25 protein-coding genes are annotated in these 26,112 nt (G+C 61.8%); 8 read left to right on the top strand and 17 right to left on the bottom strand.

Going from position 1 to position 26,112, the window contains the following annotated elements; genetic code table 11:
* Nucleotides 1-6 precede the first annotated feature (6 nt).
* The 11 genes from AC07SI_RS02515 to AC07SI_RS02465 form a co-directional block, all read right to left on the bottom strand.
* Complete coding sequence (locus AC07SI_RS02515; protein ID WP_495005005.1) at nucleotides 7-498, bottom strand: DUF2878 domain-containing protein; 492 nt, start codon at nucleotides 496-498, stop codon at nucleotides 7-9.
* A complete protein-coding gene (locus AC07SI_RS02510) occupies nucleotides 491-1,762 on the bottom strand; it encodes a class I SAM-dependent methyltransferase (protein WP_495005004.1) in 1,272 nt (423 codons plus the stop codon). Before AC07SI_RS02510 ends, AC07SI_RS02515 begins: the two co-directional genes overlap by 8 nt.
* Nucleotides 1,749-2,558, bottom strand: a complete 810-nt coding sequence (locus AC07SI_RS02505) for a DUF1365 domain-containing protein (protein ID WP_065900510.1) — start codon at nucleotides 2,556-2,558, stop codon at nucleotides 1,749-1,751. The genes AC07SI_RS02510 and AC07SI_RS02505 overlap by 14 nt, the downstream gene beginning before the upstream one ends.
* Nucleotides 2,555-3,802 carry an NAD(P)/FAD-dependent oxidoreductase gene (locus AC07SI_RS02500; RefSeq protein WP_495005003.1) on the bottom strand — a complete coding sequence of 416 codons (1,248 nt, stop codon included), beginning with the start codon at nucleotides 3,800-3,802 and terminating at the stop codon, nucleotides 2,555-2,557. The genes AC07SI_RS02505 and AC07SI_RS02500 overlap by 4 nt, the downstream gene beginning before the upstream one ends.
* Complete coding sequence (locus AC07SI_RS02495; protein WP_065900514.1) at nucleotides 3,799-4,581, bottom strand: SDR family NAD(P)-dependent oxidoreductase; 783 nt, start codon at nucleotides 4,579-4,581, stop codon at nucleotides 3,799-3,801. The genes AC07SI_RS02500 and AC07SI_RS02495 overlap by 4 nt, the downstream gene beginning before the upstream one ends.
* A complete protein-coding gene (locus AC07SI_RS02490; RefSeq protein ID WP_065900516.1) occupies nucleotides 4,578-5,000 on the bottom strand; it encodes a nuclear transport factor 2 family protein in 423 nt (140 codons plus the stop codon). Before AC07SI_RS02490 ends, AC07SI_RS02495 begins: the two co-directional genes overlap by 4 nt.
* Nucleotides 4,993-6,435 carry a deoxyribodipyrimidine photo-lyase gene (gene phrB, locus AC07SI_RS02485; RefSeq protein WP_495005002.1) on the bottom strand — a complete coding sequence of 481 codons (1,443 nt, stop codon included), beginning with the start codon at nucleotides 6,433-6,435 and terminating at the stop codon, nucleotides 4,993-4,995. Before phrB ends, AC07SI_RS02490 begins: the two co-directional genes overlap by 8 nt.
* Nucleotides 6,436-7,365: a MerR family transcriptional regulator gene (locus tag AC07SI_RS02480; protein ID WP_065900520.1), complete on the bottom strand. Its 930-nt coding sequence runs from the start codon at nucleotides 7,363-7,365 to the stop codon at nucleotides 6,436-6,438.
* A gap of 3 nt (nucleotides 7,366-7,368) precedes the next feature.
* Complete coding sequence (locus tag AC07SI_RS02475; protein WP_282396225.1) at nucleotides 7,369-8,328, bottom strand: YbgA family protein; 960 nt, start codon at nucleotides 8,326-8,328, stop codon at nucleotides 7,369-7,371.
* 113 nt (nucleotides 8,329-8,441) lie between these two features.
* Nucleotides 8,442-8,657 (bottom strand): TIGR02450 family Trp-rich protein, encoded by a 216-nt coding sequence (locus AC07SI_RS02470; protein ID WP_065900523.1) that lies wholly within the window; start codon nucleotides 8,655-8,657, stop codon nucleotides 8,442-8,444.
* The gene (locus AC07SI_RS02465; protein ID WP_495005001.1) at nucleotides 8,654-9,640 is read right to left on the bottom strand and encodes an NAD(P)/FAD-dependent oxidoreductase; all 987 of its coding nucleotides are present in this window, start codon (nucleotides 9,638-9,640) and stop codon (nucleotides 8,654-8,656) included. Before AC07SI_RS02465 ends, AC07SI_RS02470 begins: the two co-directional genes overlap by 4 nt.
* 211 nt (nucleotides 9,641-9,851) lie before the next feature.
* Here AC07SI_RS02465 and AC07SI_RS02460 point away from each other — a divergent pair, with 211 nt between their 5' ends.
* A complete protein-coding gene (locus AC07SI_RS02460) occupies nucleotides 9,852-10,751 on the top strand; it encodes a TIGR01777 family oxidoreductase (RefSeq protein ID WP_495005000.1) in 900 nt (299 codons plus the stop codon).
* 14 nt (nucleotides 10,752-10,765) lie between these two features.
* Entirely contained in the window at nucleotides 10,766-11,791 is a 1,026-nt protein-coding gene (gene hemH, locus AC07SI_RS02455) for a ferrochelatase (protein ID WP_065900526.1), read from the top strand.
* A gap of 61 nt (nucleotides 11,792-11,852) precedes the next feature.
* Here hemH and AC07SI_RS02450 read toward each other — a convergent pair whose 3' ends face one another.
* Both AC07SI_RS02450 and algW read right to left on the bottom strand, forming a co-directional pair.
* Nucleotides 11,853-13,949, bottom strand: coding sequence for a TonB-dependent siderophore receptor (locus AC07SI_RS02450; protein WP_495004999.1), 2,097 nt, complete (start codon nucleotides 13,947-13,949; stop codon nucleotides 11,853-11,855).
* A 112-nt stretch (nucleotides 13,950-14,061) separates the two neighbouring features.
* Nucleotides 14,062-15,216, bottom strand: a complete 1,155-nt coding sequence (gene algW, locus AC07SI_RS02445) for a Do family serine endopeptidase AlgW (protein ID WP_065900528.1) — start codon at nucleotides 15,214-15,216, stop codon at nucleotides 14,062-14,064.
* 102 nt (nucleotides 15,217-15,318) lie between these two features.
* Between algW and AC07SI_RS02440 the strand changes: the two genes are divergently transcribed.
* From AC07SI_RS02440 to cysN, 4 genes are all read left to right on the top strand, one after another.
* Nucleotides 15,319-16,077, top strand: coding sequence for a Nif3-like dinuclear metal center hexameric protein (locus AC07SI_RS02440; protein ID WP_495004998.1), 759 nt, complete (start codon nucleotides 15,319-15,321; stop codon nucleotides 16,075-16,077).
* A 255-nt stretch (nucleotides 16,078-16,332) separates the two neighbouring features.
* A complete protein-coding gene (cysD, locus tag AC07SI_RS02435) occupies nucleotides 16,333-17,250 on the top strand; it encodes a sulfate adenylyltransferase subunit CysD (protein ID WP_005784641.1) in 918 nt (305 codons plus the stop codon).
* Nucleotides 17,251-17,354: 104 nt separating this feature from the next.
* Nucleotides 17,355-17,696, top strand: coding sequence for a four helix bundle protein (locus AC07SI_RS02430; RefSeq protein ID WP_065900530.1), 342 nt, complete (start codon nucleotides 17,355-17,357; stop codon nucleotides 17,694-17,696).
* 53 nt (nucleotides 17,697-17,749) lie between these two features.
* Entirely contained in the window at nucleotides 17,750-19,648 is a 1,899-nt protein-coding gene (gene cysN / locus AC07SI_RS02425) for a sulfate adenylyltransferase subunit CysN (RefSeq protein ID WP_065900532.1), read from the top strand.
* 174 nt (nucleotides 19,649-19,822) lie between these two features.
* Here cysN and yihG read toward each other — a convergent pair whose 3' ends face one another.
* The 3 genes from yihG to AC07SI_RS02410 form a co-directional block, all read right to left on the bottom strand.
* Nucleotides 19,823-20,722, bottom strand: coding sequence for a 1-acylglycerol-3-phosphate O-acyltransferase, YihG family (yihG, locus tag AC07SI_RS02420; protein WP_495004997.1), 900 nt, complete (start codon nucleotides 20,720-20,722; stop codon nucleotides 19,823-19,825).
* On the bottom strand, nucleotides 20,723-22,822 hold the full coding sequence (gene pta, locus AC07SI_RS02415; protein WP_495004996.1) for a phosphate acetyltransferase: 2,100 nt from the start codon (nucleotides 22,820-22,822) through the stop codon (nucleotides 20,723-20,725).
* Between the two features lie 79 nt (nucleotides 22,823-22,901).
* The gene (locus tag AC07SI_RS02410) at nucleotides 22,902-23,192 is read right to left on the bottom strand and encodes a DUF3565 domain-containing protein (RefSeq protein ID WP_106805194.1); all 291 of its coding nucleotides are present in this window, start codon (nucleotides 23,190-23,192) and stop codon (nucleotides 22,902-22,904) included.
* Here AC07SI_RS02410 and AC07SI_RS02405 point away from each other — a divergent pair.
* Nucleotides 23,191-23,676 carry an FKBP-type peptidyl-prolyl cis-trans isomerase gene (locus tag AC07SI_RS02405; protein ID WP_027606858.1) on the top strand — a complete coding sequence of 162 codons (486 nt, stop codon included), beginning with the start codon at nucleotides 23,191-23,193 and terminating at the stop codon, nucleotides 23,674-23,676. The genes AC07SI_RS02410 and AC07SI_RS02405 overlap by 2 nt on opposite strands.
* A 362-nt stretch (nucleotides 23,677-24,038) precedes the next feature.
* Here the strand turns inward: AC07SI_RS02405 and rpsT are convergent, their stop codons facing one another.
* Nucleotides 24,039-24,317 (bottom strand): 30S ribosomal protein S20, encoded by a 279-nt coding sequence (gene rpsT / locus AC07SI_RS02400; protein WP_016976313.1) that lies wholly within the window; start codon nucleotides 24,315-24,317, stop codon nucleotides 24,039-24,041.
* Between the two features lie 253 nt (nucleotides 24,318-24,570).
* Between rpsT and murJ the strand changes: the two genes are divergently transcribed.
* A complete protein-coding gene (gene murJ / locus AC07SI_RS02395; protein ID WP_065900539.1) occupies nucleotides 24,571-26,109 on the top strand; it encodes a murein biosynthesis integral membrane protein MurJ in 1,539 nt (512 codons plus the stop codon).
* Nucleotides 26,110-26,112 lie beyond the last annotated feature (3 nt).

Raw genomic sequence — 26,112 nt, 5'->3', positions numbered from 1 at the left:
CGGACGTCAGTGCGCCAGTTGCCCGGCAATCCAGTGCAAGACCGGAAATATCACGGCCCAGAGCAGGGCGAGGCCGATCAGGGTGGCGGCAGTGCCGTAGCCAAAACTGACCCCGGCCAACTGGCTGCCTGCGTAATACGACAACGGCCCACCCAGCGCGCCCAGCAGGCTGGCACGCCACCAGGGCTGGGCGCTCCAGGCCAGGCAATGGCGCAAGGTCGTGGCCAGCAGCGCCCACAGCACAATCAACCAGAAGGGAATCAACGGCCCGGGCGCGCCGAAGTGAAACACGCCGAAGGAGCCCAGTGACGTATCGATGACTGTCCCCAGCAGGGTCACGGCGAGAATCGCCTGGCCTTCGCGGGACCAGGCACTTATCCACAGCAGATGGAGGGCCAGTACCGCCAGTCCCACCAGCAGCCAGAGGCTGTCCCCACCCAGTACACAGGCAAACCAGCCGCACTGGAAGAGCACGGCATTGGCCACGGTCTTAAGCACTGAAGCGGCCAAGCAGCGGTGGGTTGATGGCCGACGGCTTGGCCAGCAGCAGTTGCGCGGTACCGATGGTGCGCTCCATGAAGCCGCCCTCGCAGTAGCACAGGTAAAACTCCCACAAGCGCAGGAAGTATTCGTCGTAGCCCAGCTCCGTCAGGCGACCCTGGGCGCGGCGAAAGTTCTCATGCCACAGGCGCAGGGTTCGCGCGTAATGCAGGCCGAAATCCTCCATGTGCAGCAGGTTCATATCAGTGTCGCGGCTGACGATCTGCAGCATGTTCTGCACGCAGGGCAGGGCGCCACCGGGGAAGATATAGCGCTGGATAAAGTCGACGCTGTTCTTGGCCTGCTCGAAACGTTGCTCACGGATGGTAATGGCCTGCAGCAACATCAGGCCGTCGCTCTTGAGCAGGTGCGCGCACTGCTTGAAGTAGGTCGGCAGGAAACGATGGCCCACCGCTTCGATCATCTCGATGGACACCAGCTTGTCGTACTGGCCGGTCAGGTCGCGGTAGTCCTGCAGCAGCAGCGTGACCTGGCCTTGCAGGCCGAGGGCCGCGATGCGTTTTTCGGTGTAGGCGAACTGCTCCTTGGACAAGGTCGTGGTGGTGACCTTGCAGCCGTAATGCTGCGCTGCATACAGCGCCATGCTGCCCCAGCCGGTGCCGATTTCCAGCAAGTGGTCGGTGGGTTTGAGGGCGAGCTTCTGGCAGATACGCTCGAGCTTGTTCAGTTGCGCCTGTTCCAGGCTGTCGTCGGCGGTCAGGAACTGCGCGGCCGAGTACATCATGGTCGGGTCGAGGAATTCTTCGAACAGGTCGTTGCCCAGGTCGTAGTGGGCCGCGATGTTTTTCTGCGAGCCCTTGCGCGTGTTGCGGTTGAGCCAGTGCAGGCCTTGGGTGAACGGCCGTGCGAGGCGCGCCAGGCCACCTTCCATCGCGTCGAGCACATCGAGGTTGCTGACCATCACGCGCACCACTGCGGTGAGGTCCGGGCTGCTCCAGTAGCCGTGGATAAACGCCTCGCCGGCGCCGATGGAACCGTTGGCCGCCACCAGGCCCCACACCGCCGGGTCGAGAATCTGGATCTCGCCCAGCAGGTGCGCTTCGCGTGCGCCGAACACTTGGCGCTCGCCATCCTCGATCACCACCAACTGGCCATGGCGCAGTTGGCTGAGTTGGCGCAGCACACCTTTGCGCAGCAGCGCACTGGTCAGGCCGTTGACGTTCAGGCGGTTGGTCTTGACCGATAAGCTAGGGGATTTCATGGCGGCGATCCTTGGTATACCCGACTGCGGTGCGAGAGGCGCCATCGGCGGCCTGATGGGAAAAAATCGGTGTGCGTTTGAGCAACAGGCGCAAGGCCTGCCAGTAGATGGCGAGGCAGGTCTTGGCGGTCATCCACGGAAAGCGCCACAGGTAGCGGTGCAAGCTGGCGCGGGTGAGTGTTTCCTTGTGCAGGCTCAGCGTGGCATCGAAGACTTTCAGCTCGCCTTGCCAATCGGCCATGTGCACGCCGAGCTTGGCGGCGGGCGGGCTGAAGCTCATGCGGTACTCCAGGTCGCGCGGCAAGAACGGCGACACATGAAACGCCTTGGCCACGGCGAAATGCTGGTGCTCATCCGCGCCAAGGGCCTGGGCCGGCAGCACGTAGTGATAGCGCTCGCGCCAAGGGGTGTTGGTCACTTCGCACAGGATCGCGGCCAGACGTCCGTCGGCCTCGAAGCAGTAGAAGAAACTCACCGGATTAAAAGCCAGGCCCCAACTGCGGGCCTGGGTCAGTAGGCAGATTACGCCCTGGGGGGTACGCCCCAGCGCCTTGCCGACTTCCTGGCGCACGGCGGCGGTCAAGCTCATGCCGTGGCGCGTCAATTCACGCAGGTAATCCTGCTGGCGAAAACCGAAGGGCGCCAGGCGACTCGCGCCGGCCAGGGGCGAGAGCCCGAGCACTTGCTCTTCTTCGCTCAAGTCCAGGTACAGCAGCCCGATGCGGTAGCGAAAGGCGTGGGCCTTGGGCGCAAACCGACGATGGGCGATCCAGCCGCTGTACAGGGCGCTGTTCACAGGGCCTCCCCGAAGGCTTGCGCCACGCGCAGGGCGCTGACTACGCCGTCTTCATGGAAACCATTGGCCCAGTAGGCGCCACAGTAAAAGGTGTTGCGCGTACCGCAAAGTTCTTCCCAACGACCTTGGGCCGCCACCGCCGCGAGGCTGTATTGCGGGTGGGCGTAGGTATAGCGGGCGAGGATCTTCAGCGGGTTGATCATTGGCGTCTGGTTGAGGCTGACGCAAAACGTGGTGGCGCTGTCGATGCCTTGCAGGATGTTCATGTCGTAGGTGACGGCCGCCTGGGTCTGCATGTTGCCGGTCAGTCGATAATTCCAGCTGGCCCAGGCCAGCTTGCGGTCGGGCAGCAGGCGGGTGTCGGTGTGCAGCACGACATCGTTGTCGGCATAGGGCAGGGCGCCGAGGATCTCCTGCTCGGCCTGGCTCGGGTCGCCGAGCAACGCCAGTGCCTGGTCGCTGTGGCAGGCGAACACCACCTTGTCAAAGGCTTCGGTGCCGGCCGCGCTGTGGATAACCACACCCTCGGCGTCGCGCTCGACCAGGTGCACGGGGCAATTGAGACGCACCTGTTCGCTAAAGCTGCGGGTCAACGGCTCGATATAGCGGCTGGATCCGCCTTCGATCACACACCATTGCGGGCGGTTGTTCACCGAGAGCAGGCCGTGGTTCTTGAAGAAGCGCACAAAGAACTGCAGCGGGAACCCCAGCATGTCCTGCAGGGACATCGACCAGATCGCCGCGCCCATCGGCACGATGTAGTGCCGGATAAAGCGCGGGCCATACCCGCCGGCCTCAAGGTAGTCACCCAGGGTCATTTCGGCGCTGATGCGCTGCTCCTGCAGGTCCAGCGGCGCCTGGCGATTGAAGCGCAGGATATCGCGCAACATGCCCCAGAAGCCTGGCGACAGGATATTGCGGCGCTGGGCGAACAGGCTGTTGAGGTTGTTGCCGTTGTACTCGAACCCGGCGTTCTCGTCGCACACCGAAAAACTCATCTCGGTGGGCTTGAACGCCACCCCGACCTGCCCCAGCAGGCGGATGAAATTGGGATAGGTCCAGTCGTTGAATACGATGAAACCGGTGTCCACCGCGTAGCTTTTACCCTCGACCGTCACATTGGCCGTGTGGGTATGCCCGCCGATGCGGTCGCCCGCTTCGAACAGCGTGATGTCGTGGCGACGGCTGAGCAGGTAGGCGCTGGTCAGCCCGGCGATGCCGCTGCCGATAATGGCGATCTTCACAGGTCGTCCTTCTGCGGCGGCGGGCTGCGCAGCATGCGCTTGCCGATGATCAACTGGGCACGGTTGGGCAGTTTCGATAGCGGCCACAGGGTGGCGATAAACAGCGCCGGGAAGGCAATCTCGAGTGGGCGTTTTTCCAACTTGGCGAAGATGTGCCGCGCGGCTTTGTCGGCGGACCAGCTCAGGGGCATCGGGAAATCGTTGCGCTCAGTCAGCGGGGTGTCGACGAAGCCTGGGCTGATCACCGTGACGTCGATGTTTTCCGGCGACAGGCTGATGCGCAGCGATTCGAACAGGTAGCGCAGCCCGGCTTTGGACGCACCATACGCCTCGGCACGCGGCATCGGCAGGTAGGTCACGGCACTGGCGACGCCGACCAGATGCGGGGTGCGCCCGGCACGCAGCAACGGCAGCGCGGCTTCGATGCAATAACTGCTGGCGAGCAAATTGGTGCGCACCACATGTTCGACAATCGACGCGTCGAATTGCCGGGCGTCCACGTATTCACAGGTGCCCGCATTCAGGATCACCGTGTCGAGCGAACCCCAGGCCGCGGCGATCTGCTCACCGATCTCGCGCACAGTCTGGCTGTTGGTCAGGTCGCCAGGCACCACCAGCACTTGTCCGGGAAAACGTTGGGCGAGGGCCTGCAGCGGGCCTTTGCTGCGCGAACTCAGCGCCACATGGGCGCCGCTGTTGAGCAGCTCCACGGCCAGCGAGGCACCGATGCCACTGCTGGCGCCGGTCAGCCAATAACGACGGGGCGGCAGTGCGTTCATCCCATTCTCCTCTTCAGCCAGTTGACGACGCTGCCCAGTACGGGAAGGTGTTCGTAGAGCAGGGCGCCGGCATCGAAGTAATCGCGATGGCGGTAGACCTTTTCACGCCACATCAGGTGCGAACAGCCCTCCACGCGGATGACCTTGCCGTTGGCCAGGCGCGGGTGGGTAAAGCTCATTTTCCAGCGCAGGTAGCCTTCGCCTTCGGCCACCTGGTCGAACCCGTGGAAGTCGAAGCGCAGTTGGCTGACGTTGCTGTACAACTCGGCGAAGTAGCGGTGCATCGCGGGCAATCCCTGCACCTCGTGCAGTGGATCGGTAAAGGCGATGTCCTGACTGTACAGGCTGTCGAGCAGGTGCAGGTTGTGTTTGTCGAGGGTGGAAAAAGCCTGGGCGAAGCGGCGCAGGAAATCACTCATGTTCGGCGACCTCCTGGCGTGAAGGCAGGCTGCGGAAGGCTGCCAGGGCGCGTTCGCGGGACTTTTTCAGGTCGACGATGGCGCGCGGGTAATCCGCCACGCCGAACAGGCCGCCGACTGCCTCGGGGTTATGCACTTCCTTTTTATTCAGCGCGGCCAGTTCCGGCAGCCAATGCTTGATAAACACGCCTTCGCTGTCGAATTTTTCCGATTGGCTCAGTGGGCTGAAAATCCGGAAGTACGGCGCCGAATCGGTGCCGGTAGAGGAACTCCACTGCCAGCCGCCGTTGTTGGCCGCCAAGTCGCCGTCGATCAGGTGACGCATGAAGAAGCGCTCGCCTTCACGCCAGTCGATCAGCAGGTTCTTGGTCAGGAACATCGCGACCACCATGCGCAGGCGGTTGTGCATCCAGCCGGTTTCCAGCAGTTGGCGCATGGCCGCGTCGATGATCGGCAGCCCGGTGCGGGCTTGTTGCCAGGCCGCGAGGTCCTTGGGCGCGTCACGCCAGGCGACCGCCTCGGTCTCGGGGCGGAAGGCGCGGTGGCGAGACACCCTTGGATAGCCGACCAGGATGTGCTTGTAGAACTCGCGCCAGAGCAACTCGTTGATCCAGGTGATGGCGCCGATATCGCCGCTTTCGAATTCGCCCTGGTTGGTTTGCAACGCGGCGTGCAGGCACTGGCGCGGCGACACCACGCCCGCCGCGAGGTAGGCGGACAGCTGGCTGGTGCCGGGCTTGGCCGGGAAGTCGCGCTCGTCCTTGTAGTAACTGATCTGCTGGTCGGCGAAGGCGTCGAGGCGGCGGCGGGCTTCCTCTTCGCCGGCGGGCCAGAGGGCGCGCAAGGTCTCGCTGGGTGGTGCGAACCCGTCGACCTGCTCGGGGACCGGATCACTTTTCAGCGGGACAGGCGCCTGGGCCTTCGGCGTCGCGACCAGGCGCGGCAGGGCGCTGTGCAAGCGGGTGTAGCAGACCTTACGGAACTGGCTGAACACCTGGAAGTACGTGCCGGTCTTGGTCAGCACGCTGCCGGGTTGGAAAAACAGCTGGTCCAGGTAGCTGTGAAAGCTGACGCCATCGGCCTCCAGGGCCTTGGCCACTGCCGCATCGCGACGGCTTTCATGGATGCCGTATTCCTCGTTGACGTGCACCGACTGCACCGACAACTCGTGGCACAGCTTGCCCAGCGCGGCGGGCACCTGATCCCAGGTGGCGGCGTGGCGGATCAGCAGGGGGATATTCAGCTTGCCCAGGGCCTGGCTCAAGTGCTGCAGGTTGCGCAGCCAGAAGTCGACTTTGCACGGCGCATCATCGTGGGCCAGCCATTGCTCCGGCGTGATGAGGTACACGGCTGCAACCGGGCCGCGCTGGCAGGCGGCGGCGAGGGCGGTGTTGTCGTGTAGGCGCAGGTCGGTGCGCAGCCAGATCAAATGCATTTAAAGAAGTCCACGCTGGATCAGTATCTGGTGGGCCGACAAGGGGTCTTCGGCCACGAACAATTCAGGGGTGTCACGGGTTAATACGGCTAACTCGGCCTGGTGGATGCATACCGTTGGTCCGACGATCAACTTTGGGCCACTGACGCCGCTCAATAGTTTTGCGAGCGCCGACAAGTGGAGGGCCTTGCTCGAATACAGCAGCACCGCGCGCGGTTGCAGGTGTTCCACGGCCAGGGCCAATTCGCCGGCGGGCAGTGGCCAATCGAAGACTTCCACCGGGCAATCGGCACTGCTGGCCAGCCAGGCGCTGAGCCACAGGTGCGGCTCCAGCGGCAGGTCGGACTGGTTGATCAGCAGCAGCGGCGGGCCCTGCAACTGGCGGTTGTTGTGATAAATGCGTGCGCCAAATTTGCTGCGCAGCCAGGACAGGAAAAACACCCGCTCCATCTGCGCGCCGAACTGGCCTTGCCAGCGCTGCTCCAGGTCCTGCAGCAGCGGCAGCAACAATTGCTCGCACAACGTGCGCGGCGGGTACAGCGCCATGGCCTGGTTGAAGACGTCGTCGACCCGGCGTTCGATCAATTCGCTGATGGCATTCAACAGGTTCTGGCGCAACCCGTGCCACTCATTCTCGACAGTCTCTGGAAGGGCTTGGGCAGAGTCGATCAGGCCTTTGACCTGGCTGACCGGCACGCCGCGATTGAGCCAGGTCAGGATGGTGTGGATGCGTTGCACGTGATCGGCGCTGAACAGCCGATGGCCCTTGGGCGTGCGCTGGGGCACGATCAGGCCATAGCGGCGTTCCCAGGCGCGCAGGGTCACGGCGTTGACGCCGGTCTGGCGCGCCACTTCGCGAATCGGCAGCCAGCCGTCTTCGAGGGCTTGGGCGATGTCGTCGCCGGTTTCGTCTTGCAGGGCGGCTTTCATAGGTTAGATCGCATTACGCAGGCTGAGATTTTCCGGGTGCGGTTGCAGGTACGCCTGCTGCGCGATGTAGCGGTCCGGGTGTTGGCGAAAGTGATGCTTGAGCAAGGTCAGCGGCACCACCAGTGGCACGATCCCCTGGTGGTACTGGCCGATGACGGTCTGCATTTCCTGTTTGTCGTCGGCGCTGATGGCTTGCTTGAGGTAGCCGCTGATGTGTTGCAGCACATTGGTGTGGGTCCCCCGAGTGGCGCACTTGCGCAGGCCGCTCATCAGTTCGCTGAAGTAGCCGGTGGCCAAGGCGTCGAGGTCGGTGCTCCGGGTCATGCTGCCCAGCAGGTGGCCGAGGCTTTTGTAGTGCGCCGGGCTGTGGGCCATCAACAAGTATTTGTAGCGCGAATGGAAGGCCAGCAGGCGATGACGGCTGAGCCCTTCGGCGAGCAGTTGTTGCCAGCTGGCGTAGACAAAGACGCGGGTCATGAAGTTTTCCCGCAGCACCGGGTCGTTCAGCCGACCATCCTCTTCCACCGGCAGGTTGGGGTGGCGCGAGCAAAACGCCTGGGCGTAGATGCCGCGCCCGCCGCCATCCACCGGCGTGCCGTTGTCGCGGTAGACCTTGACTCGCTCCAGGCCGCAGGACGGTGACTTCTGCATGAAGATGTAACCGCACAGGTCGGTATGCGCGGCGGCCATCTGCTGGCCGTAGTCATCCAGCGGTTGGGTCACATTCAGCTCGCGGTGCACGGTGCCCACGGCTTGCGGGTGCGCCGGATCGCCTACCAGGCGAATCGGTTCGCGGGGGATGCCCAGGCCAATCGCGACTTCTGGGCACAGCGGTACGAACTCGAAATAGTCGCTGAGCGTCTGGCTGCAGAGAAGGGATTGTTTATGCCCGCCGTTGAAGCGCACGTTTTCGCCAAGCAGGCAGGCGCTGATCGCGATCTTTGGCTTACCGGAGTGGGACATGGCCAAACCTCTACAAGATTCCTGTACAAGACTAAAAACTTGTACAACTAAATCTCATCATAGGTTTGATGCTGTACAAGTCAAATATTTTGTACAAGTATTTTTCGCGGAGGTTATTTCCAGCCGATCTGCCAGTCCTCGGCGTTCTGCAGGCTTTGCCACGCCAGTCTTTCGGTGCGCCGCGTCATGACGGCTTGCAGGTCGATTTCCAGCACGGTGCCTTCTTCGTCACGGATCAGCTCGGTGACCAAAAAGTGTTTTTCCTTGTTGCGGGGGTGCGCTGCTGTCCACTTCGACAGCAGCAATTTAGCGGGGTTGATGCGGTTCATTGCAGGTGCTCGATCAAGCGTCGCGCGGCTTCCTGGCCGCTGAGCCAGGCACCCTCGACGCGGCCCGACAGGCACCAGTCGCCACACACGTACAGGCCCAGGTCGGCGTCGGCCAGCACGCCGAACTCATGGGCGCTGGACGGTCGCGCGTACAGCCAGCGATGCGCGAGGCTGAACGACGGGGCGGGCATGGCGCTGTGCAGCAATTCGGCGAAGGCGCCATGCAGGTGTTCGATCACGGCTTCCTTGGGCAGGTCCAGGTGGTCCCTGCTCCAGGCGCTGGTGGCGTGCAGCACCCAGGTGTCGAGGATGGTGTCGCGTCCGGGTTTGCTACGGTTTCGCGCCAGCCAGTCGAGGGGACTGTCTTGCACGAAGCAGCCTTGCATGGGTGTATCCAGGGGCTTGTCGAACGCCAGGGCGATGGCCCAGGTCGGGTCCATCTTCACGCCGGCGGCGGCACTTGCCAGTTTGGGCGCGGCGGCCAATAGCGCGGTGGCTTGCGGGGCGGGTGTGGCGATGATCACGTGGCTGAACGGGCCGTGGTTTTCGCCGTCGGCGTCCAGCAGGTTCCAGTGCTGTTTGCCCTGGAACACTTCGGTGATGCGGCAACCGAACTCCACCGGCAGGTCATCGAGCAGGGCGCGGGTGATCGCGCTCATGCGCGGCGTGCCGACCCAGCGGATTTGTTCATCGGGAGACGGGGTGAGTTGGCCGGACTTGAAGTTGTACAGCTGGGGCTTCCATTGCTCGGCCCAGCCGTTGCTTTGCCAGCGCTGCACTTCGTTGACGAAGCGGCGGTCGCGGGCGGTGAAGTACTGCGCACCCATGTCCAGCGCGCCGGCGTCGCTACGCTTGCTGGACATGCGGCCACCACTGCCGCGGCTTTTATCGAAGAGTTGTACAACGTGCCCAGCGTCTCTTAACGCTCGGGCGGCGGAGAGACCGGCGATGCCGGTGCCAATGATCGCGATGGGAACAGTCATGGGAGGCCTCGTTTTACCGTTGGGTACAGACTACGCCGACACCAATAGCTGTACAATATTGTTTTTTGGTATAAGTTTTGGCTTACCTGTTCTTACGGCGTGACCTATGGTTAAAGCTGAGGCTTGAACCTGCGTTACGCCCGATTACAAATGGTCCCTGCTTATAAAATAGACTAGCGATGGGCGGCAAACGTTACATGAGGAAGATCCCATGCACATTTTGCTGACCGGCGGTACTGGTTTGATTGGCCGCCAACTTTGCCGACACTGGCTTGCCCAGGGTCACCGCTTGACCGTGTGGAGTCGTGATCCGGAACAGGTGGCCCGTTTGTGTGGCGACCAGGTCCTGGGTGTGGGGCGCCTGCAAGAGGTGATCGGCCCGGTGGATGCGGTGGTCAACCTGGCGGGCGCGGCTATTGCGGACCGTCCCTGGACCCATAAGCGCAAGGCGCTGTTGTGGAGCAGCCGTATCGGCCTTACCGAAACCCTGCTGGCCTGGCTGGAAGGCCTGGCACAGAAACCCTCGGTGTTGATCTCCGGTTCGGCGGTGGGCTGGTATGGCGACGGCGGCGAGCGAGAACTCACCGAAGCCAGCGGCCCGGTGCAGGACGATTTCCCCAGCCAGTTGTGTATTGCCTGGGAGGAAACCGCCCAGCGCGCCGAAGCGTTGGGCGTGCGTGTGGTGCTGGTGCGTACCGGCCTGGTGCTGGCCGCAGAGGGCGGCTTTTTGTCGCGGCTGTTGCTGCCGTTCAAACTCGCGCTGGGCGGGCCGATCGGCACCGGTCGGCAGTGGATGCCATGGGTCCATATCAAGGATCAAATCGCCCTGATTGATTTTCTTCTGCACAAGCCTGACGCCAGCGGTCCGTATAATGCCTGCGCGCCACACCCGGTACGCAACCGTGAGTTCGCCAAGACGTTGGGCCAGGTGTTGCACCGCCCGGCGTTCATGCCGATGCCGGCCTTTGCGTTGAAGGTCGGGCTGGGCGAGTTGTCCGGCCTGTTGCTGGGCGGGCAAAAGGCCTTGCCAGAGCGGTTGCTGGCGGCCGGGTTCACTTTCCAGTTCACTGAATTGCGCGCGGCTTTGGATGACGTGTCCAGCCGCCTCTAGAGATAGGATGTTGCATGACGGATCACGCGTTGTTACTGGTCAACCTGGGCTCACCGGCGTCCACTTCGGTGGCCGATGTGCGCAGCTACCTCAATCAGTTCCTGATGGACCCTTACGTGATCGACCTGCCGTGGCCGGTGCGGCGTCTGCTGGTCTCGCTGATCCTGATCAAGCGGCCCGAGCAATCGGCTCACGCCTATGCCTCCATCTGGTGGGACGAGGGCTCGCCGCTGGTGGTGCTCAGCCGCCGCCTGCAACAGCAGATGACTGCGCAATGGACCCAGGGCCCGGTTGAGTTGGCGATGCGCTACGGCGAACCGTCGATTGAAAGCGTGCTGACCCGCCTCGCCGCCCAGGGCATTCAGAAAGTCACCCTCGCGCCGTTGTACCCGCAGTTCGCCGACAGCACCGTGACCACCGTCATCGAGGAAGCCAGGCGCGTGGTGCGCGATAAAAAGCTCGATGTGCAGTTCTCGATCCTGCAACCGTTCTACGACCAGCCCGAATATCTCGACGCCCTGGTAGCAAGCGCGCGGCCTTATGTGGAACAGGATTACGACCACCTGCTGCTGAGTTTCCACGGCTTGCCTGAGCGCCACCTGACCAAACTCGATCCCACCGGCCAGCATTGCTTCAAGGATGCCGACTGCTGCAAGAACGCCTCCGCCGAGGTGCTCAAGACTTGCTATCGCGCGCAGTGCTTCAGCGTCGCCCGTGACTTTGCCGCGCGCCTGGGCTTGCCGGAAGATAAATGGTCGGTGGCGTTCCAATCGCGCCTGGGCCGCGCCAAATGGATCGAACCCTACACCGAAGCGCGCCTGGAGGCGTTGGCACAGCAAGGTGTGAAAAAGCTGCTGGTGATGTGCCCGGCGTTTGTCGCCGACTGCATCGAGACCCTGGAAGAAATCGGCGATCGCGGCCTGGAGCAGTTCCGCGAGGCCGGGGGCGAGGAGCTGGTGCTGGTGCCGTGCCTGAATGATGATCCACAGTGGGCGAAGGCGCTCAATACCTTGTGTGAGAGAGCCCCAACGGCGCTGTAACCAGACCCTATACCGATCTAACTGTAGGCGCTGGCTTGCCGGCGCCTACAGTTAGAGGGTGTTACAGGTTGAGGGTCAGGCTGACCGTGAAATTGCGCGGCTCGCCGGGGCTGATCCAGTAGCTGCTGTAGGACCGCTCGTAGTAATTCTCATCAAACAGGTTGTTGAGGTTCAGCCCCACGGTGAGGTTGTCCGTGGCCTTGTAATGGGCCAACAGGTCAACGGTGTGATAAGCCGGCAGTTCGAAACGCGTCCCTGCCTCACCCGAGCGGTCACCTACATAAGTGAACGCCGCCCCCAGGTCTGAGCCGCGCAACGCGCCGTCCTGGAACTCATACACGCCCAGCAGACTGCCGCTGCGCTTGGCCACGCCGAGGATCCGGCTGCCGGCGGGAAGGGTTTTATCGCCTTTGGTCACCTCGGCGTCGATGTAGGCAAACGCGCCGATCACTCGCACGGCATCGCTCACTTGCCCGCTCAGTTGCAGGTCAAGGCCTTGGCTGCGCGCCTTGCCCACGGCGCGGTTGAGGTTGGTGGCGGGGTCCAGGGTGAGTACATTTTCCTTCTCGATATGGAACGCGGCCAGGGTGGCGCTGAGACGGTCGTCGAACAGCTCGCTCTTGACCCCCACTTCATAGCCCATACCTTCTTCCGGCTTGAAGGATTTCCCGTCGGCGCCCAGCCCGCTGTTGGGCTTGAACGACGTGGAGGCATTGGCGAACACCCCGACTTGCGGCGTGAGCTGATAGAGCAGGCCGGCACGCTGGGTCAAGGCATCGTGGGTTTGGTGGCTTCTGGCGTGGTTGCGGGTGAAGTCGTCGATGCTCTGCTCGAAATGCTCGAAGCGCGCACCGACCATGCCGCGCAGGCGGTCGGTGAAGATGACCTGGTCTTGCAGGTTCAGCGCATGGCTTTGGGTCTGTTCGAAGAAGTCAGTGCCGGAGCGCGCGCCGATGGGTTTGGGCTGGCCGTAGACCGGGTTGTAGATATCGAGGGTGTAGCGGCTCCCGCCAATCGCCGTGACGCGTTCTTTCTTGCGATAGTCCTCGTATTCGGTGCCAACCAGCAACTCGTGCTGCCAACTGCCGATGTCGAACAGGCCGCGCAGCTCCAACTGGGTAATGCTGTCGTGCCAGCCCATGGAGCGTTCACGGTAGCGGCGGTCGATGGTGTGGCCGTCGGCGTTCAGTGCGCGGTTTTCCGAGGCGTCGCCCCACAGGCTGCCCTGTTTGTAGTGGCTGGCCAGGCGCAGTTTCCAGGCGTCGTTGAGATGATGCTCAAGGCTGGCCTGGAGACGGTTGTTATGGTTGTCGATATCGCCGTCGTTGGGTTCACCCAGGAAGGTGGCGCGGGACACGCCGCTGGCGTCGACGATGCCGCGGTCGAAGGTGGAGCTGTGGCGCACCAATTCGCTTTCCACCAGCAGATGTGTGTCCGGGTCCAGCTGCCAACTGAATGAGGGGGCAACAAAGACCCGCTTGCTCTGCACATGGTCGCGAAAGCTGTGGTTGTCTTCCACGGCCAGGTTGACTCGCGAGAGCAGGTTGCCCTCGCTGTCCAGCGGGGTGTTGAGGTCGACGGCGGTGCGATAGCGATCCCAACTGCCGGCGCTGGTTTGCACGGTGGTGAAGGCATCGGGCTGGGGCTTCTTGGTGACGATGTTCACGGTGCCGCCGGGATCGCCACGGCCGTAGAGGCTCGCGGCGGGGCCCTTGAGTACTTCGATGCGTTCGATATTGGCGGTGTCCGGCGTGCTCGTGTAGCCACGGTTGGCGCTGAAACCGTCCTGGTAAAACTCCGACGTGGTGAAGCCGCGCACGCTGTATTCGTAGAGGGTGAGGCCGCCGAAGTTGTTTTGCTTGGACACGCCACCGGCAAACTCAAGGGCGCGTTCTACCTGGGTGCTGCCCAGATCCTTGAGCACCGTTGCGGGAATCACGCTGATCGATTGTGGGATGTCGCGCAGGGCTGTGTCGGTTTTTGTCGCACTGGCCGAACGCGTTGCACGGTAGCCCTTGACCGGGCCGGTGGCGGATTCATAGGCGTCGGTGGTGACGCTGATGGTGTCGAGTTCCAGGGTGTTGTCTTCGGCGTAGGCGGGGTCAAGCAACAAGCCCAGGGCCAGGCCAGCCATGGGGGCAATTCTTCGAGACGGCATGATAGAACGTTCCAATAGCGATATTGAAACAATATAACATGACTAATGAGAATGCCTTCGCTTTGAAATATGAGCTTACAGGTACCCGCGAACGGGTACCTGGCGAGGCGTCTTATTCCTCTTCTTTGACCGGTGCAGGCGGTGGGCGCAAGCCGATTTCTGCCAGCAGCTTGATCTCTTTACCGTTGCGCATCACCTGGATTGCCACCTTGTCGGTCGGCTTGATCCGCGCCACCTGGTTCATCGATTTGCGCCCATCGCCGGCCGGTTCGCCGTTGATGCTGAGGATCACATCGCCCAGTTGCAGGCCGGCTTTCTGCGCCGGGCCGTCGCGGAAAATCCCGGCGACCACGATGCCCGGGCGCCCGGTCAAGCCAAAGGACTCGGCCAGCTCCTTGGTCAACGGTTGTACTTCGATCCCCAGCCAGCCGCGAATCACCTGGCCGTGCTCGATGATCGACTTCATCACTTCCATCGCCAGTTTCACCGGGATCGCAAAACCGATGCCCTGGGAGCCGCCGGACTTGGAGAAAATCGCCGTGTTGATACCGGTCAGGTTGCCATTGGCATCCACCAGTGCGCCGCCCGAGTTGCCCGGGTTGATCGCCGCGTCGGTCTGGATGAAGTCTTCGTAGCTGTTGAGGCCCAACTGGTTACGCCCGGTGGCGCTGATGATGCCCATGGTCACCGTCTGGCCCACCCCGAACGGGTTGCCGATGGCCAGTGCGACGTCACCGACGCGCAGGCCGTCGGAGCGACCGAGGGTGATTGAAGGCAGGCTCTTGAGGTCGATCTTCAGCACCGCGAGGTCGGTTTCGGGGTCGCTGCCGACCACGCGGGCCAGGGTCTCGCGGCCATCGCGCAGGGCGACCACGATCTGGTCGGCGCCGGTGGTCACGTGGTTGTTGGTGAGGATGTAGCCCTCGGGGCTCATGATCACGCCGGAGCCGAGGCTGGATTCCATGCGCCGCTGCTTGGGGCCGTTGTCGCCGAAATAGCGGCGAAATTGCGGGTCTTCGAATAATGGATGAGCGGGTTTGTTGATGACTTTCGTGGTGTACAGGTTGACCACCGCTGGCGCCGCGATAACGACAGCGTCCGCATAGGTCACCGGGCCTTGCACCACCGCGCTGGTTTGCGGCGCCTGCTGCAGGTTCACATCAAGGCTGGGTAAGCCCACCAACTGGGGGAAACGCTGAATAATCAGCATCGCGATCAGCACGCCAGCCAGCAATGGCCATCCAAAAAAACGCAGTGCCTTGAGCATCAAGTAAGTCCTGACAGGTTGCAGGGGGCGGGAGAGCGCCCATAATGTCGCGCATTATACGAGGCTGAGAGCGCCTCGGAACGGGATATTTAGGAGTCTTTTATGGCCGTCCCCCTTACCACCCTCGTCGAGGAAGCGGACCGCTACCTCGGCAGTGCAAAAATTGCCGATTATTGCCCCAATGGCCTGCAGGTCGAGGGGCGCCCGCAGGTGATGCGCATCGTCAGCGGCGTGACCGCCAGCCAGGCGCTGCTGGATGCAGCCGTCGAAGCGCAGGCCGATCTGATCCTGGTGCACCACGGTTATTTCTGGAAGGGCGAAAACCCCTGCATCACCGGCATGAAGCAACGCCGCCTGAAAACGCTGCTCAAGCACGACATCAGCCTGCTGGCCTACCACCTGCCGCTGGACCTGCACCCTGACGTCGGCAACAACGTGCAACTCGCCCGCCAACTGGACATCACGGTCGAAGGCCCGCTGGACCCGAGCAACCCGAAGATCGTCGGCCTGGTCGGTTCACTCTCCGAGCCGCTGTCACCGCGCGACTTCGCACGCCGGGTGCAGGACGTCATGGGCCGCGAGCCCTTGCTGATCGAAGGCAGCGAGATGATCCGCCGCGTCGGCTGGTGCACCGGCGGGGGCCAGGGCTATATCGACGACGCGATTGCCGCCGGCGTCGACCTGTTCATGAGTGGCGAGGCGTCGGAGCAGACCTTCCACAGCGCTCGCGAAAACGACATCAGCTTTATCGCGGCCGGCCATCACGCCACCGAACGCTACGGCGTGCAGGCACTGGGCGATTACCTGGCGCGGCGTTTTGCCCTGGAGCATTTGTTCATCGACTGCCCCAACCCGATCTAAGCCATGCAACTGAACCCCTGTGGGAACTGGCTTGCCTGCGACGCAGGCAACTCGGTACATCCGGCACACCGAGTTGAAGCCATCGCCGGCAAGCCAGCTCCCACACCTGAACGCGTTGCACCCCAAACCACGAGGCATATTCATATACCGTTTCGATCTAGCTGGCTCCCTGAATAGAAGAAGGTGCTGTGCTAGCATGCCCCGCTCGAACACGGCCCGCTGGCCGTCCATAAGATCGTTTTTCCGTGAGTAACCATGGTCGACAAACTGACGCATCTGAAACAGCTGGAGGCGGAAAGCATCCACATCATCCGCGAGGTCGCCGCCGAGTTCGACAACCCGGTGATGCTCTACTCGATCGGTAAAGACTCCGCCGTGATGCTGCACCTGGCACGCAAGGCCTTCTTCCCGGGCAAGCTGCCGTTCCCGGTGATGCACGTCGACACCCGCTGGAAATTCCAGGAGATGTACAAGTTCCGCGACAAAATGGTCGAGGAGCTGGGCCTGGACCTGATCACCCACGTCAACCCGGATGGTGTGGCGCAGGGCATCAACCCGTTCACCCACGGCAGCGCCAAGCACACCGATATCATGAAGACCGAAGGCCTCAAGCAGGCCCTGGACAAACATGGTTTCGACGCCGCCTTCGGCGGTGCCCGTCGCGATGAAGAGAAATCCCGCGCCAAAGAGCGCGTGTACTCGTTCCGCGACAGCAAGCACCGCTGGGACCCGAAGAACCAGCGCCCGGAGCTGTGGAACGTCTACAACGGCAACGTCAACAAGGGCGAGTCGATCCGTGTGTTCCCGCTGTCCAACTGGACCGAGCTGGATATCTGGCAGTACATCTACCTGGAAGGCATCCCGATCGTGCCGCTGTACTTCGCCGCCGAGCGCGAAGTGATCGAGAAGAACGGCACGTTGATCATGATCGACGACGACCGCATCCTCGAGCACTTGTCCGACGAAGACAAAGCCCGAATCGTCAAAAAGAAAGTACGTTTCCGTACCCTTGGCTGCTACCCGTTGACGGGCGCGGTGGAGTCCGAAGCCGAGACGCTGACCGACATCATTCAGGAAATGCTCCTGACGCGAACTTCCGAGCGCCAGGGCCGTGTCATCGACCACGATGGCGCAGGCTCGATGGAAGATAAAAAACGTCAAGGGTACTTTTAAGCTTCGAGTTACAAGCGGCAAGCTGCAAGTTAAAGGCGGTATGCGTAATTTTGCAGCTTGGTGCTTGCAGCCGGTTGTTGCGAGCCGCTACTGAGTGACTCGTGATGGACTTCGAGAAACTGGTTGTCTGGCAAAGAAGCAAGTGTCTAGCGGTGCAGATCTATAGCGAGTTTGCGGAGTGCGGGGATTTTGGCTTCAAAGATCAAATCACCCGATCTGCACTTTCGGTGCCTTCCAATATTGCTGAAGGCATGGAACGTCGTAGCGCCAAAGAGAAAGCTTACTTTCTTTGGATTGCAAAGGCTTCTTGTGGGGAGCTACGAACTCAGATCTTCATCGGTTGTGACATTGCCTACATCGCCCGCCCGCTGGCTGAAAACTGGATTACAGAAACTCGCGAGCTTTCAAAAATGCTCTGCGGCCTGATCAACAAAATTTCTGACTAGCTGTACGCCGACAAGCTTGCCGCTTGAAGCTTACAGCTTGGAGCTTGAATGCAATGAGCCATCAATCTGATTTGATCAGCGAGGACATCCTCGCCTACCTGGGCCAGCACGAGCGCAAGGAAATGTTGCGCTTCCTGACCTGTGGCAACGTCGACGACGGCAAGAGCACCCTGATCGGGCGCCTGCTGCACGACTCCAAGATGATCTACGAAGATCACCTGGAAGCCATCACCCGCGATTCGAAGAAGTCCGGCACCACGGGCGATGACATCGACCTGGCGTTGCTGGTCGACGGTCTGCAGGCCGAGCGTGAGCAGGGCATCACCATTGATGTTGCCTACCGCTACTTCTCCACCGCCAAGCGCAAATTCATCATCGCCGACACCCCCGGCCATGAGCAGTACACCCGCAACATGGCCACCGGTGCGTCCACCTGTGACCTGGCGATCATCCTGATCGACGCCCGCTACGGCGTGCAGACCCAGACCCGTCGCCACAGCTTCATCGCCTCGTTGCTGGGGATCAAACACATCGTGGTGGCCGTCAACAAGATGGACATCAATGGCTTCGACCAAAGCGTATTCGAGCAGATCAAGGCCGATTACCTGAAGTTCGCCGACGGTATCGCCTTCAAGCCGAGCACCTTGGCCTTCGTGCCGATGTCGGCGCTCAAGGGCGACAACGTGGTGAACAAGAGCGAGCGTTCGCCGTGGTACACCGGCCAATCGCTGATGGAGATTCTCGAAACCGTCGAGATCGCCAATGACCGCAACTACACCGACCTGCGGTTCCCGGTGCAGTACGTCAACCGTCCGAACCTGAACTTCCGTGGTTTCGCCGGCACCCTCGCCAGCGGCGTCGTGCACAAGGGCGACGAAGTCGTGGTGCTGCCGTCGGGCAAGAGCAGCCGGGTCAAATCCATCGTCACCTTCGAAGGTGAGCTGGAGCATGCGGGGCCTGGCCAGGCCGTGACCCTGACCATGGAAGACGAGATCGACATCTCCCGTGGCGACTTGCTGGTGCATGCCGACAACGTGCCGCAAGTGACTGACGCCTTTGACGCCATGCTGGTGTGGATGGCCGAAGAGCCGATGCTGCCGGGCAAGAAATACGACATCAAGCGCGCCACCAGCTACGTGCCGGGTTCCATCACCAGCATCGTGCACCGCGTGGACGTGAACACCCTGGCCGAAGGCCCGGCAAGTTCGCTGCAGTTGAACGAGATCGGCCGGGTCAAGGTCAGCCTCGACGCCGCCATTGCGTTGGACGGCTACGACAGCAACCGCACCACCGGTGCGTTTATCGTCATCGATCGATTGACCAACGGCACTGTGGCCGCGGGCATGATCATCGCGCCGCCGGTCAACCATGGCGGCGCTGCGCAGCACGGCAGTCTCGCGCATGTGGCCACCGAGGAGCGCGCGCTGCGTTTCGGCCAGCAACCGGCCACCGTGCTGTTCAGCGGCCTGTCGGGCGCCGGCAAAAGCACCCTGGCTTATGCGGTTGAGCGCAAGCTCTTCGACATGGGGCGTGCGGTGTTCGTACTCGATGGCCAGAACCTGCGTCACGACCTGAACAAAGGTCTGCCGCAGGACCGTGCCGGGCGTACCGAAAACTGGCGGCGTGCCGCGCATGTGGCGCGTCAGTTCAACGAGGCTGGCCTGCTGACCCTGGCCGCCTTTGTTGCACCGGATGCCGAGGGTCGCGAACAGGCCAAGGCGCTGATCGGCGCCGACCGCCTGCTCACGGTCTATGTGCAAGCCTCGCCGCTGGTGTGCGCCGAGCGTGATCCGCAAGGCCTGTACGCCGCGGGTGGGGATAACATCCCTGGCGAGTCTTTCCCGTACGACGTGCCGTTGAATGCCGACCTGGTGATCGACACCCAGGCCTTGTCGCTGGAAGACAGCGTCAAGCAAGTGCTGGAGCTGTTGCGTCAGCGCGGCGCGATCTAAACCTCGCCGCCACAAAAAAGCCCGCCACCGATGACTCGGTGACGGGCTTTTTTACATCCTCAAGATCAGGCTCAATCAATGTGGGAGCTGGCTTGCCTGCGATTGCTGACTGTCAGTTGATATATCAGTAATTGACCCACCGCTATCGCAGGCAAGCCAGCTCCCACAGGTTGATCATCTTTTGCCTGGGAATTCTGTGTGCAGTTTCTCCAACAACTGGTCCTTCTCTTCCCACAACCGGTTGATCCACCCCTGGAACGCCAACCGATACTCGCCATCCTGCTCATAATTCTTGCCAATGAACTCGGCCGGAATCTGCACTTCCTCAAATTGCACGACCACCTCTTTCACATTCCCGCAGAGCAAATCCCAATACCCGGGGCGCCCGGCAGGGTAGTGAATGGTCACGTTGACCAGTGATTTCAGCTGCTCACCCATGGCATCCAGTACAAACGCGATGCCACCAGCCTTGGGCTTGAGCAGGTAACGGAACGGCGATTTCTGCTGCGCATGCTTGCCGGGGGTAAAGCGCGTGCCTTCAGCGAAGTTGAAAATGCCCACCGGGTTGTCGCGAAACTTCGCACAGGTCTTGCGGGTGGTTTCCAGGTCCTTGCCTTTCTTCTCCGGGTGCTTTTCCAGGTACGCCTTGGTGTAGCGCTTCATGAACGGGAAGCCCAGCGCCCACCAAGCGAGGCCGATCACCGGCACCCAGATCAGCTCCTGCTTGAGGAAGAACTTCAGCGGGCGAATCCGTCGATTGAGCACGTATTGCAGCACCATGATGTCGACCCAGCTCTGGTGGTTACTCGTCACCAGGTACGAGTGCTGATAGACCAGGCCCTCAAGGCCTTTGATGTGCCAGCGGGTGCGTCGCACCAGGGTCATCCAGGCATTGTTGTTGCTGATCCAGGCCTCGTGGGTCTGGTTCATCAGCCATTCGCTGAAGCGCTTGGCAAACGGCAGCGCCTTGAACAGCGCCACGATAAACAGGAACGAACACAGCAGGATCGTGTTCAGCGCCAACAGCAGGGACGCGATCACCCCGCGTACGGCGGCAGGTAGAAAATCCAGCATTTAGATATCCATAGGTCGGTTGGCGGCTTGGATCGCAGTCAGCGCGATGGTGTACACGATGTCGTCGACCTGGGCGCCGCGAGGCAGGTCGTTGACCGGTTTGCGCAGGCCCTGGAGCATCGGCCCCAGGCTGACGCAATCGGCGCTGCGTTGCACGGCCTTGTGAGTGGTGTTGCCGGTGTTTAGGTCCGGGAACACGAACACGGTGGCCTTGCCGGCGACCAGGCTGTCAGGCGCCAGTTGGCGGGCGACGTTTTCGTTGGCGGCGGCGTCGTACTGCAACGGACCGTCGATCAGCAGTGAGCTTTGCTGTTCATGGGCGAGAAGGGTGGCTTCGCGGACCTTCTCCACTTCCTCACCGCTCGCCGAGTCGCCGCTGGAGTAGCTGATCATCGCCACGCGCGGAGTAATGCCAAAGGCGGCGGCCGAATCGGCGCTTTGCAGGGCGATTTCCGCCAGCTCGGCGGCGCTGGGGTGCGGGTTCATCACGCAGTCGCCGTACACCAGCACCTGCTCGGGGAACAGCATGAAGAATACCGACGACACCAGCGTGCAACCCGGTGCGGTCTTGATCAACTGCAGGGCGGGGCGGATGGTGTTGGCCGTGGAGTGGATAACCCCGGAAACCAGGCCGTCGACCTCATCCAATGCAAGCATCATGGTGGCGATCACCACGGTGTCTTCCAACTGCTGCTCGGCCATCGGCGCGTTGAGGCTCTTGCTCTTGCGCAGGGCAACCATCGGCTCGACGTAGCGTTGACGAATCAGGTCCGGGTCGAGAATTTCCAGGCCTTCGGGCAATTCGATGCCCTGGGCGCGGGCGACGGCTTCCACATCCGCCGGCTTGGCCAGCAGCACGCAGCGTGCGATGCCACGCGCCTGGCAGATGGCCGCAGCCTGAACGGTCAGTGGTTCGCTGCCTTCGGGCAAGACGATGCGCTTGTTCGCGGCCTGGGCACGCTGGATCAACTGGTAGCGGAACACCGCCGGCGACAGGCGCATTTCCCGTGGCGTGCCGCAGCGCTGGTGCAGCCAGTGCGCATCGAGGTGGCTGGCGACGAAATCGGTGATGATCTCCGCGCGCTCGCGGTCATCGATGGGGATTTCCTTGTTCAGGCTGTTGAGCTGGTTGGCCGTGTCGTAGGAACCGGTGCTCACCGACAGCACCGGCAGCCCAGCCTGGAACGCGCCGCGGCACAGCTCCATGATGCGCGGGTCGGGCAGGGTGTCGCTGGTCAGCAGCAGGCCGGCCAGCGGCACGCCGTTGATCGCGGCCAGGCTCACGGCGAGGATGATGTCGTCGCGGTCGCCCGGCGTTACCACCAGCACGCCCGGCTTGAGCAGCTCCACGGTGTTGCGCATGGTGCGCGCGCAGATGATGATCTTGGTCATGCGCCGGGTTTCGTAATCACCGGCATTGAGGATCTGCGCGCCCATCAGGTCGGCGACGTCGCGGGTACGCGGCGCGTTGAGTTCGGGTTGGTAGGGAATGCAGCCGAGCAGGCGGAAATCGCCGCTGCGCAACAACGGCGAATGCTCTTTCAGGCGTGCTGAAAAGGCCTCCATGCTTTCATCGGTGCGCACTTTGTTGAGGATCACACCCAGCACTTTCGGGTCTTTCGGGCCGCCGAAAAGCTGGGCCTGCAGTTCCACGCGGCCGGAGAGTTCGGTGAGTACTTCGTTTTCCGGGGCCGAGACCAGGATCACTTCCGCGTCCAGGCTCTTGGCCAGGTGCAGGTTGACCCGCGCGGCATAGCTGGCGCTGCGGGTCGGCACCATGCCTTCGACGATCAGCACGTCCTTACCGACGGCGGCCTGTTGATACAGGGTGATGATCTCTTCGAGCAGTTCGTCGAGTTGGCCGTCGCCGAGCATGCGCTCGACGTGGGCCAGGCCCAGCGGTTGCGGCGGCTTCAAGCCGTGGGTGCGGGCGATCAGTTCGGTGGAGCGTTCGGGCCCGGTGTCGCCGGGGTGTGGCTGGGCAATCGGCTTGAAGAAACCGACTTTCAGCCCGGCCCGCTCGAGGGTGCGTACCAGCCCAAGGCTGATGGAGGTCAGACCCACACCAAAATCGGTGGGCGCGATAAAAAAAGTCTGCATGCGAATTCTCTGGAGGTGCATGGCTTCGGTGGCGCTCTATGCGTGAGTGCCTACCGGGAATCAGGCGCCAAGGTTATCGTTATTCGCGCACTTGCGCACACCAGCCGCAGGCAAAGGGCTGGCCTATTTTTTCCAGGCGTTGCGCGGGGTCCAGCACCCAGGCGCGGGACTGCCAGGGCGGCTGGTGGCGCAGGTGCTGGGTATGGCCACAAGACAGCTCGGCAACCCAGTGCTGGTCATCATCCTGGTGGAATCCGGTGATCGTCGCGACCGTTGATCGGTCCCGTCCGTCCGGGTTCTGTTCGCTTTCGGGCAAATCCTTGTTTAGACTTGTCCGTTCTTCATTCTTATGCAAAAGGTCTCGCCCCATGACGATCGCCGCTAACAAGGCTGTCTCCATCGACTATACCCTGACCAACGACGCTGGTGAGGTCATCGACAGCTCCGCCGGCGGCGCGCCGCTGGTCTACCTGCAAGGCGCAGGTAACATCATCCCGGGCCTGGAAAAGGCGCTGGAAGGCAAGAGCGTCGGTGATGAACTGACCGTTGCCGTAGAACCTGAAGATGCCTACGGCGAATACTCCGCCGAACTGGTCAGCACCCTGAGCCGCAGCATGTTCGAAGGTGTGGATGAGTTGGAAGTGGGCATGCAGTTCCACGCTTCTGCGCCGGACGGCCAAATGCAGATCGTCACCATCCGTGACCTGGACGGCGACGACGTAACCGTCGACGGCAACCACCCTCTGGCTGGCCAGCGCCTGAACTTCCAAGTGAAGATCGTTGCCATCCGCGACGCTTCCCAGGAAGAAGTGGCTCACGGCCACGTCCACGGTGAAGGCGGTCACCACCATTGATTGATGTTTGATCAATAGGTAGCAAAACGCCCCGACTGGTTCGGGGCGTTTTTTTTGTGCCTGAAAATCCAGCCGAGCACAGCTGTTTGCTCCAGCGGACTCTTATGCACCAGGCTTTTGTGGTGAGCGGGCTTGCCCCGCGTTGGGCTGCGCAGCGGCCCCAAAACCAGAGGACGCGGTCTCACTGGAGGAGTGCGGTGATCTTGATGGGGCCGCTACGCAGCCCAACGCGGGGCAAGCCCGCTCACCACAAAAAAACCGCACAAACAAAAAGCCCGCACAAACAAAAATGCCCCGGACCTTTCGGTTCGGGGCATTTCTTAACTGTTTCGCAACCGGGGTTGCGTTGCAGTTGTTACCACTTAGGCTGCAGCAGCGACGCTCAGAGCCTTGATGTGGCCATTCAGGCGGCTCTTATGGCGAGCGGCCTTGTTCTTGTGGATGATGCCTTTATCGGCCATACGGTCGATAACTGGCACGGCCAGAACGTAAGCAGCTTGGGCTTTTTCAGCGTCTTTGGTGTCGATGGCCTTAACTACATTCTTGATGTAGGTACGAACCATGGAACGCAGGCTGGCGTTGTGGCTGCGACGCTTCTCAGCCTGTTTTGCACGTTTTTTGGCGGAAGGTGTGTTGGCCACCGTCGAGCTCCTCGAAAGACTTTTTAGGAAATAGCAAACAAAATAGGCCGCGAATCATGCCGATGACTTGATGGGTTGTCAAGGGCGGCTGATGCGAACTGCTGAGTGGTCGATCTGAAGAGGCGGGTGATTTATTTCCGGCGCTTGACCTGTAAACTCGCGAGCTTTGGCTCTGTGCTGTTGCAGGCGCGCAGTATCGCATAAGTAGGCGCACAGTTCGCCTGCTCTTTATCTATAGGCGCAAACTCTTTCAATGAATCTGCTCAAATCGTTGGCTGCCGTCAGCTCTATCACGATGATCTCCCGGGTATTGGGGTTTGTGCGTGACACCCTGCTGGCGCGCATTTTTGGCGCCAGCATGGCCACGGATGCCTTCTTTATTGCCTTCAAGTTGCCGAACCTGTTGCGGCGTATCTTCGCCGAGGGTGCGTTTTCCCAGGCGTTCGTGCCGATCCTGGCCGAATACAAGACCCAGCAGGGCGAGGAGGCGACCCGTACCTTTATTGCCTACGTCTCGGGCCTGCTGACCCTGGTGCTGATGCTGGTGACGATCGCCGGCATGCTCGCCGCGCCCTGGGTGATCTGGGCTACCGCGCCGGGCTTCGCCAACACCCCGGAAAAATTCGCGCTGACCACCGATCTGCTGCGCGTGACCTTTCCTTATATATTGCTGATCTCGTTGTCGTCCCTGGCCGGGGCGATCCTCAATACCTGGAACCGCTTCTCGGTGCCGGCCTTTGTACCGACGTTGCTCAACGTCAGCATGATCATTTTCGCGCTGTTCCTCACGCCGTACTTCGATCCACCGGTGATGGCCCTCGGGTGGGCCGTGCTGGCGGGTGGCCTGGCGCAATTGCTCTACCAGCTGCCACACCTGAAAAAAATCGGCATGCTCGTCTTGCCGCGCCTGAACCTCAAGGACACCGGCGTATGGCGGGTGATGCGCAACATGCTGCCGGCGATCCTCGGCGTGTCGGTCAGCCAGATCTCCTTGATCATCAACACCGCATTCGCCTCGCTGCTGGTCTCGGGCTCGGTATCCTGGATGTACTACGCCGACCGCCTGATGGAGCTGCCGTCCGGCGTACTTGGCGTGGCCCTTGGCACGATCCTGCTGCCCACGCTGGCGCGCACCTATGCGAGCAAGGACCGTCAGGAATACTCGCGGATCCTCGATTGGGGCCTGCGCCTGTGCTTTGTGCTGGTGCTGCCGTGCTCCCTGGCGCTGGGGATCCTGGCCGAGCCGCTCACCGTGTCGTTGTTCCAGTACGGTCAGTTCGATGCCCATGACGCCTTGATGACCCAGCGTGCGCTGATTGCCTACTCCGTCGGGCTGCTCGGGATCATTGTGATCAAGGTGCTGGCGCCGGGCTTCTATGCCCAGCAAAACATCCGCACGCCGGTGAAGATCGCGATTTTCACGCTGGTCGTCACGCAACTGCTCAACCTGGTGTTTATCGGCCCACTGGCCCACGCCGGCCTCGCCCTGGCGATCAGCGCCGGCGCCTGCATCAATGCGGGCCTGCTGTTTTACCAGCTGCGCAAACAGCAGATGTTCCAACCACAGCCAGGCTGGGGCATGTTTGCCCTCAAGTTGCTGGTGGCAGTGGCGGCAATGTCGGCGGTGTTGCTCGGGCTGATGCACTTTATGCCGGCCTGGGACGAAGGCCATATGCTGGAGCGCTTCATGCGCCTGGGCGTTCTGGTGGTGGCGGGCGTGGTGGTGTACTTCGGGATGTTGCTGCTGCAGGGCTTCCGCCTGCGGGATTTCAATCGCAAGTCCCTCGGATAGAGC

The organism is Pseudomonas sp. GW821-FHT05D12 (genome assembly GCF_059419825.1).
Note: the sequence above shows the minus strand (reverse complement) of the source record. Positions and strands in the feature narration are given on the sequence as shown.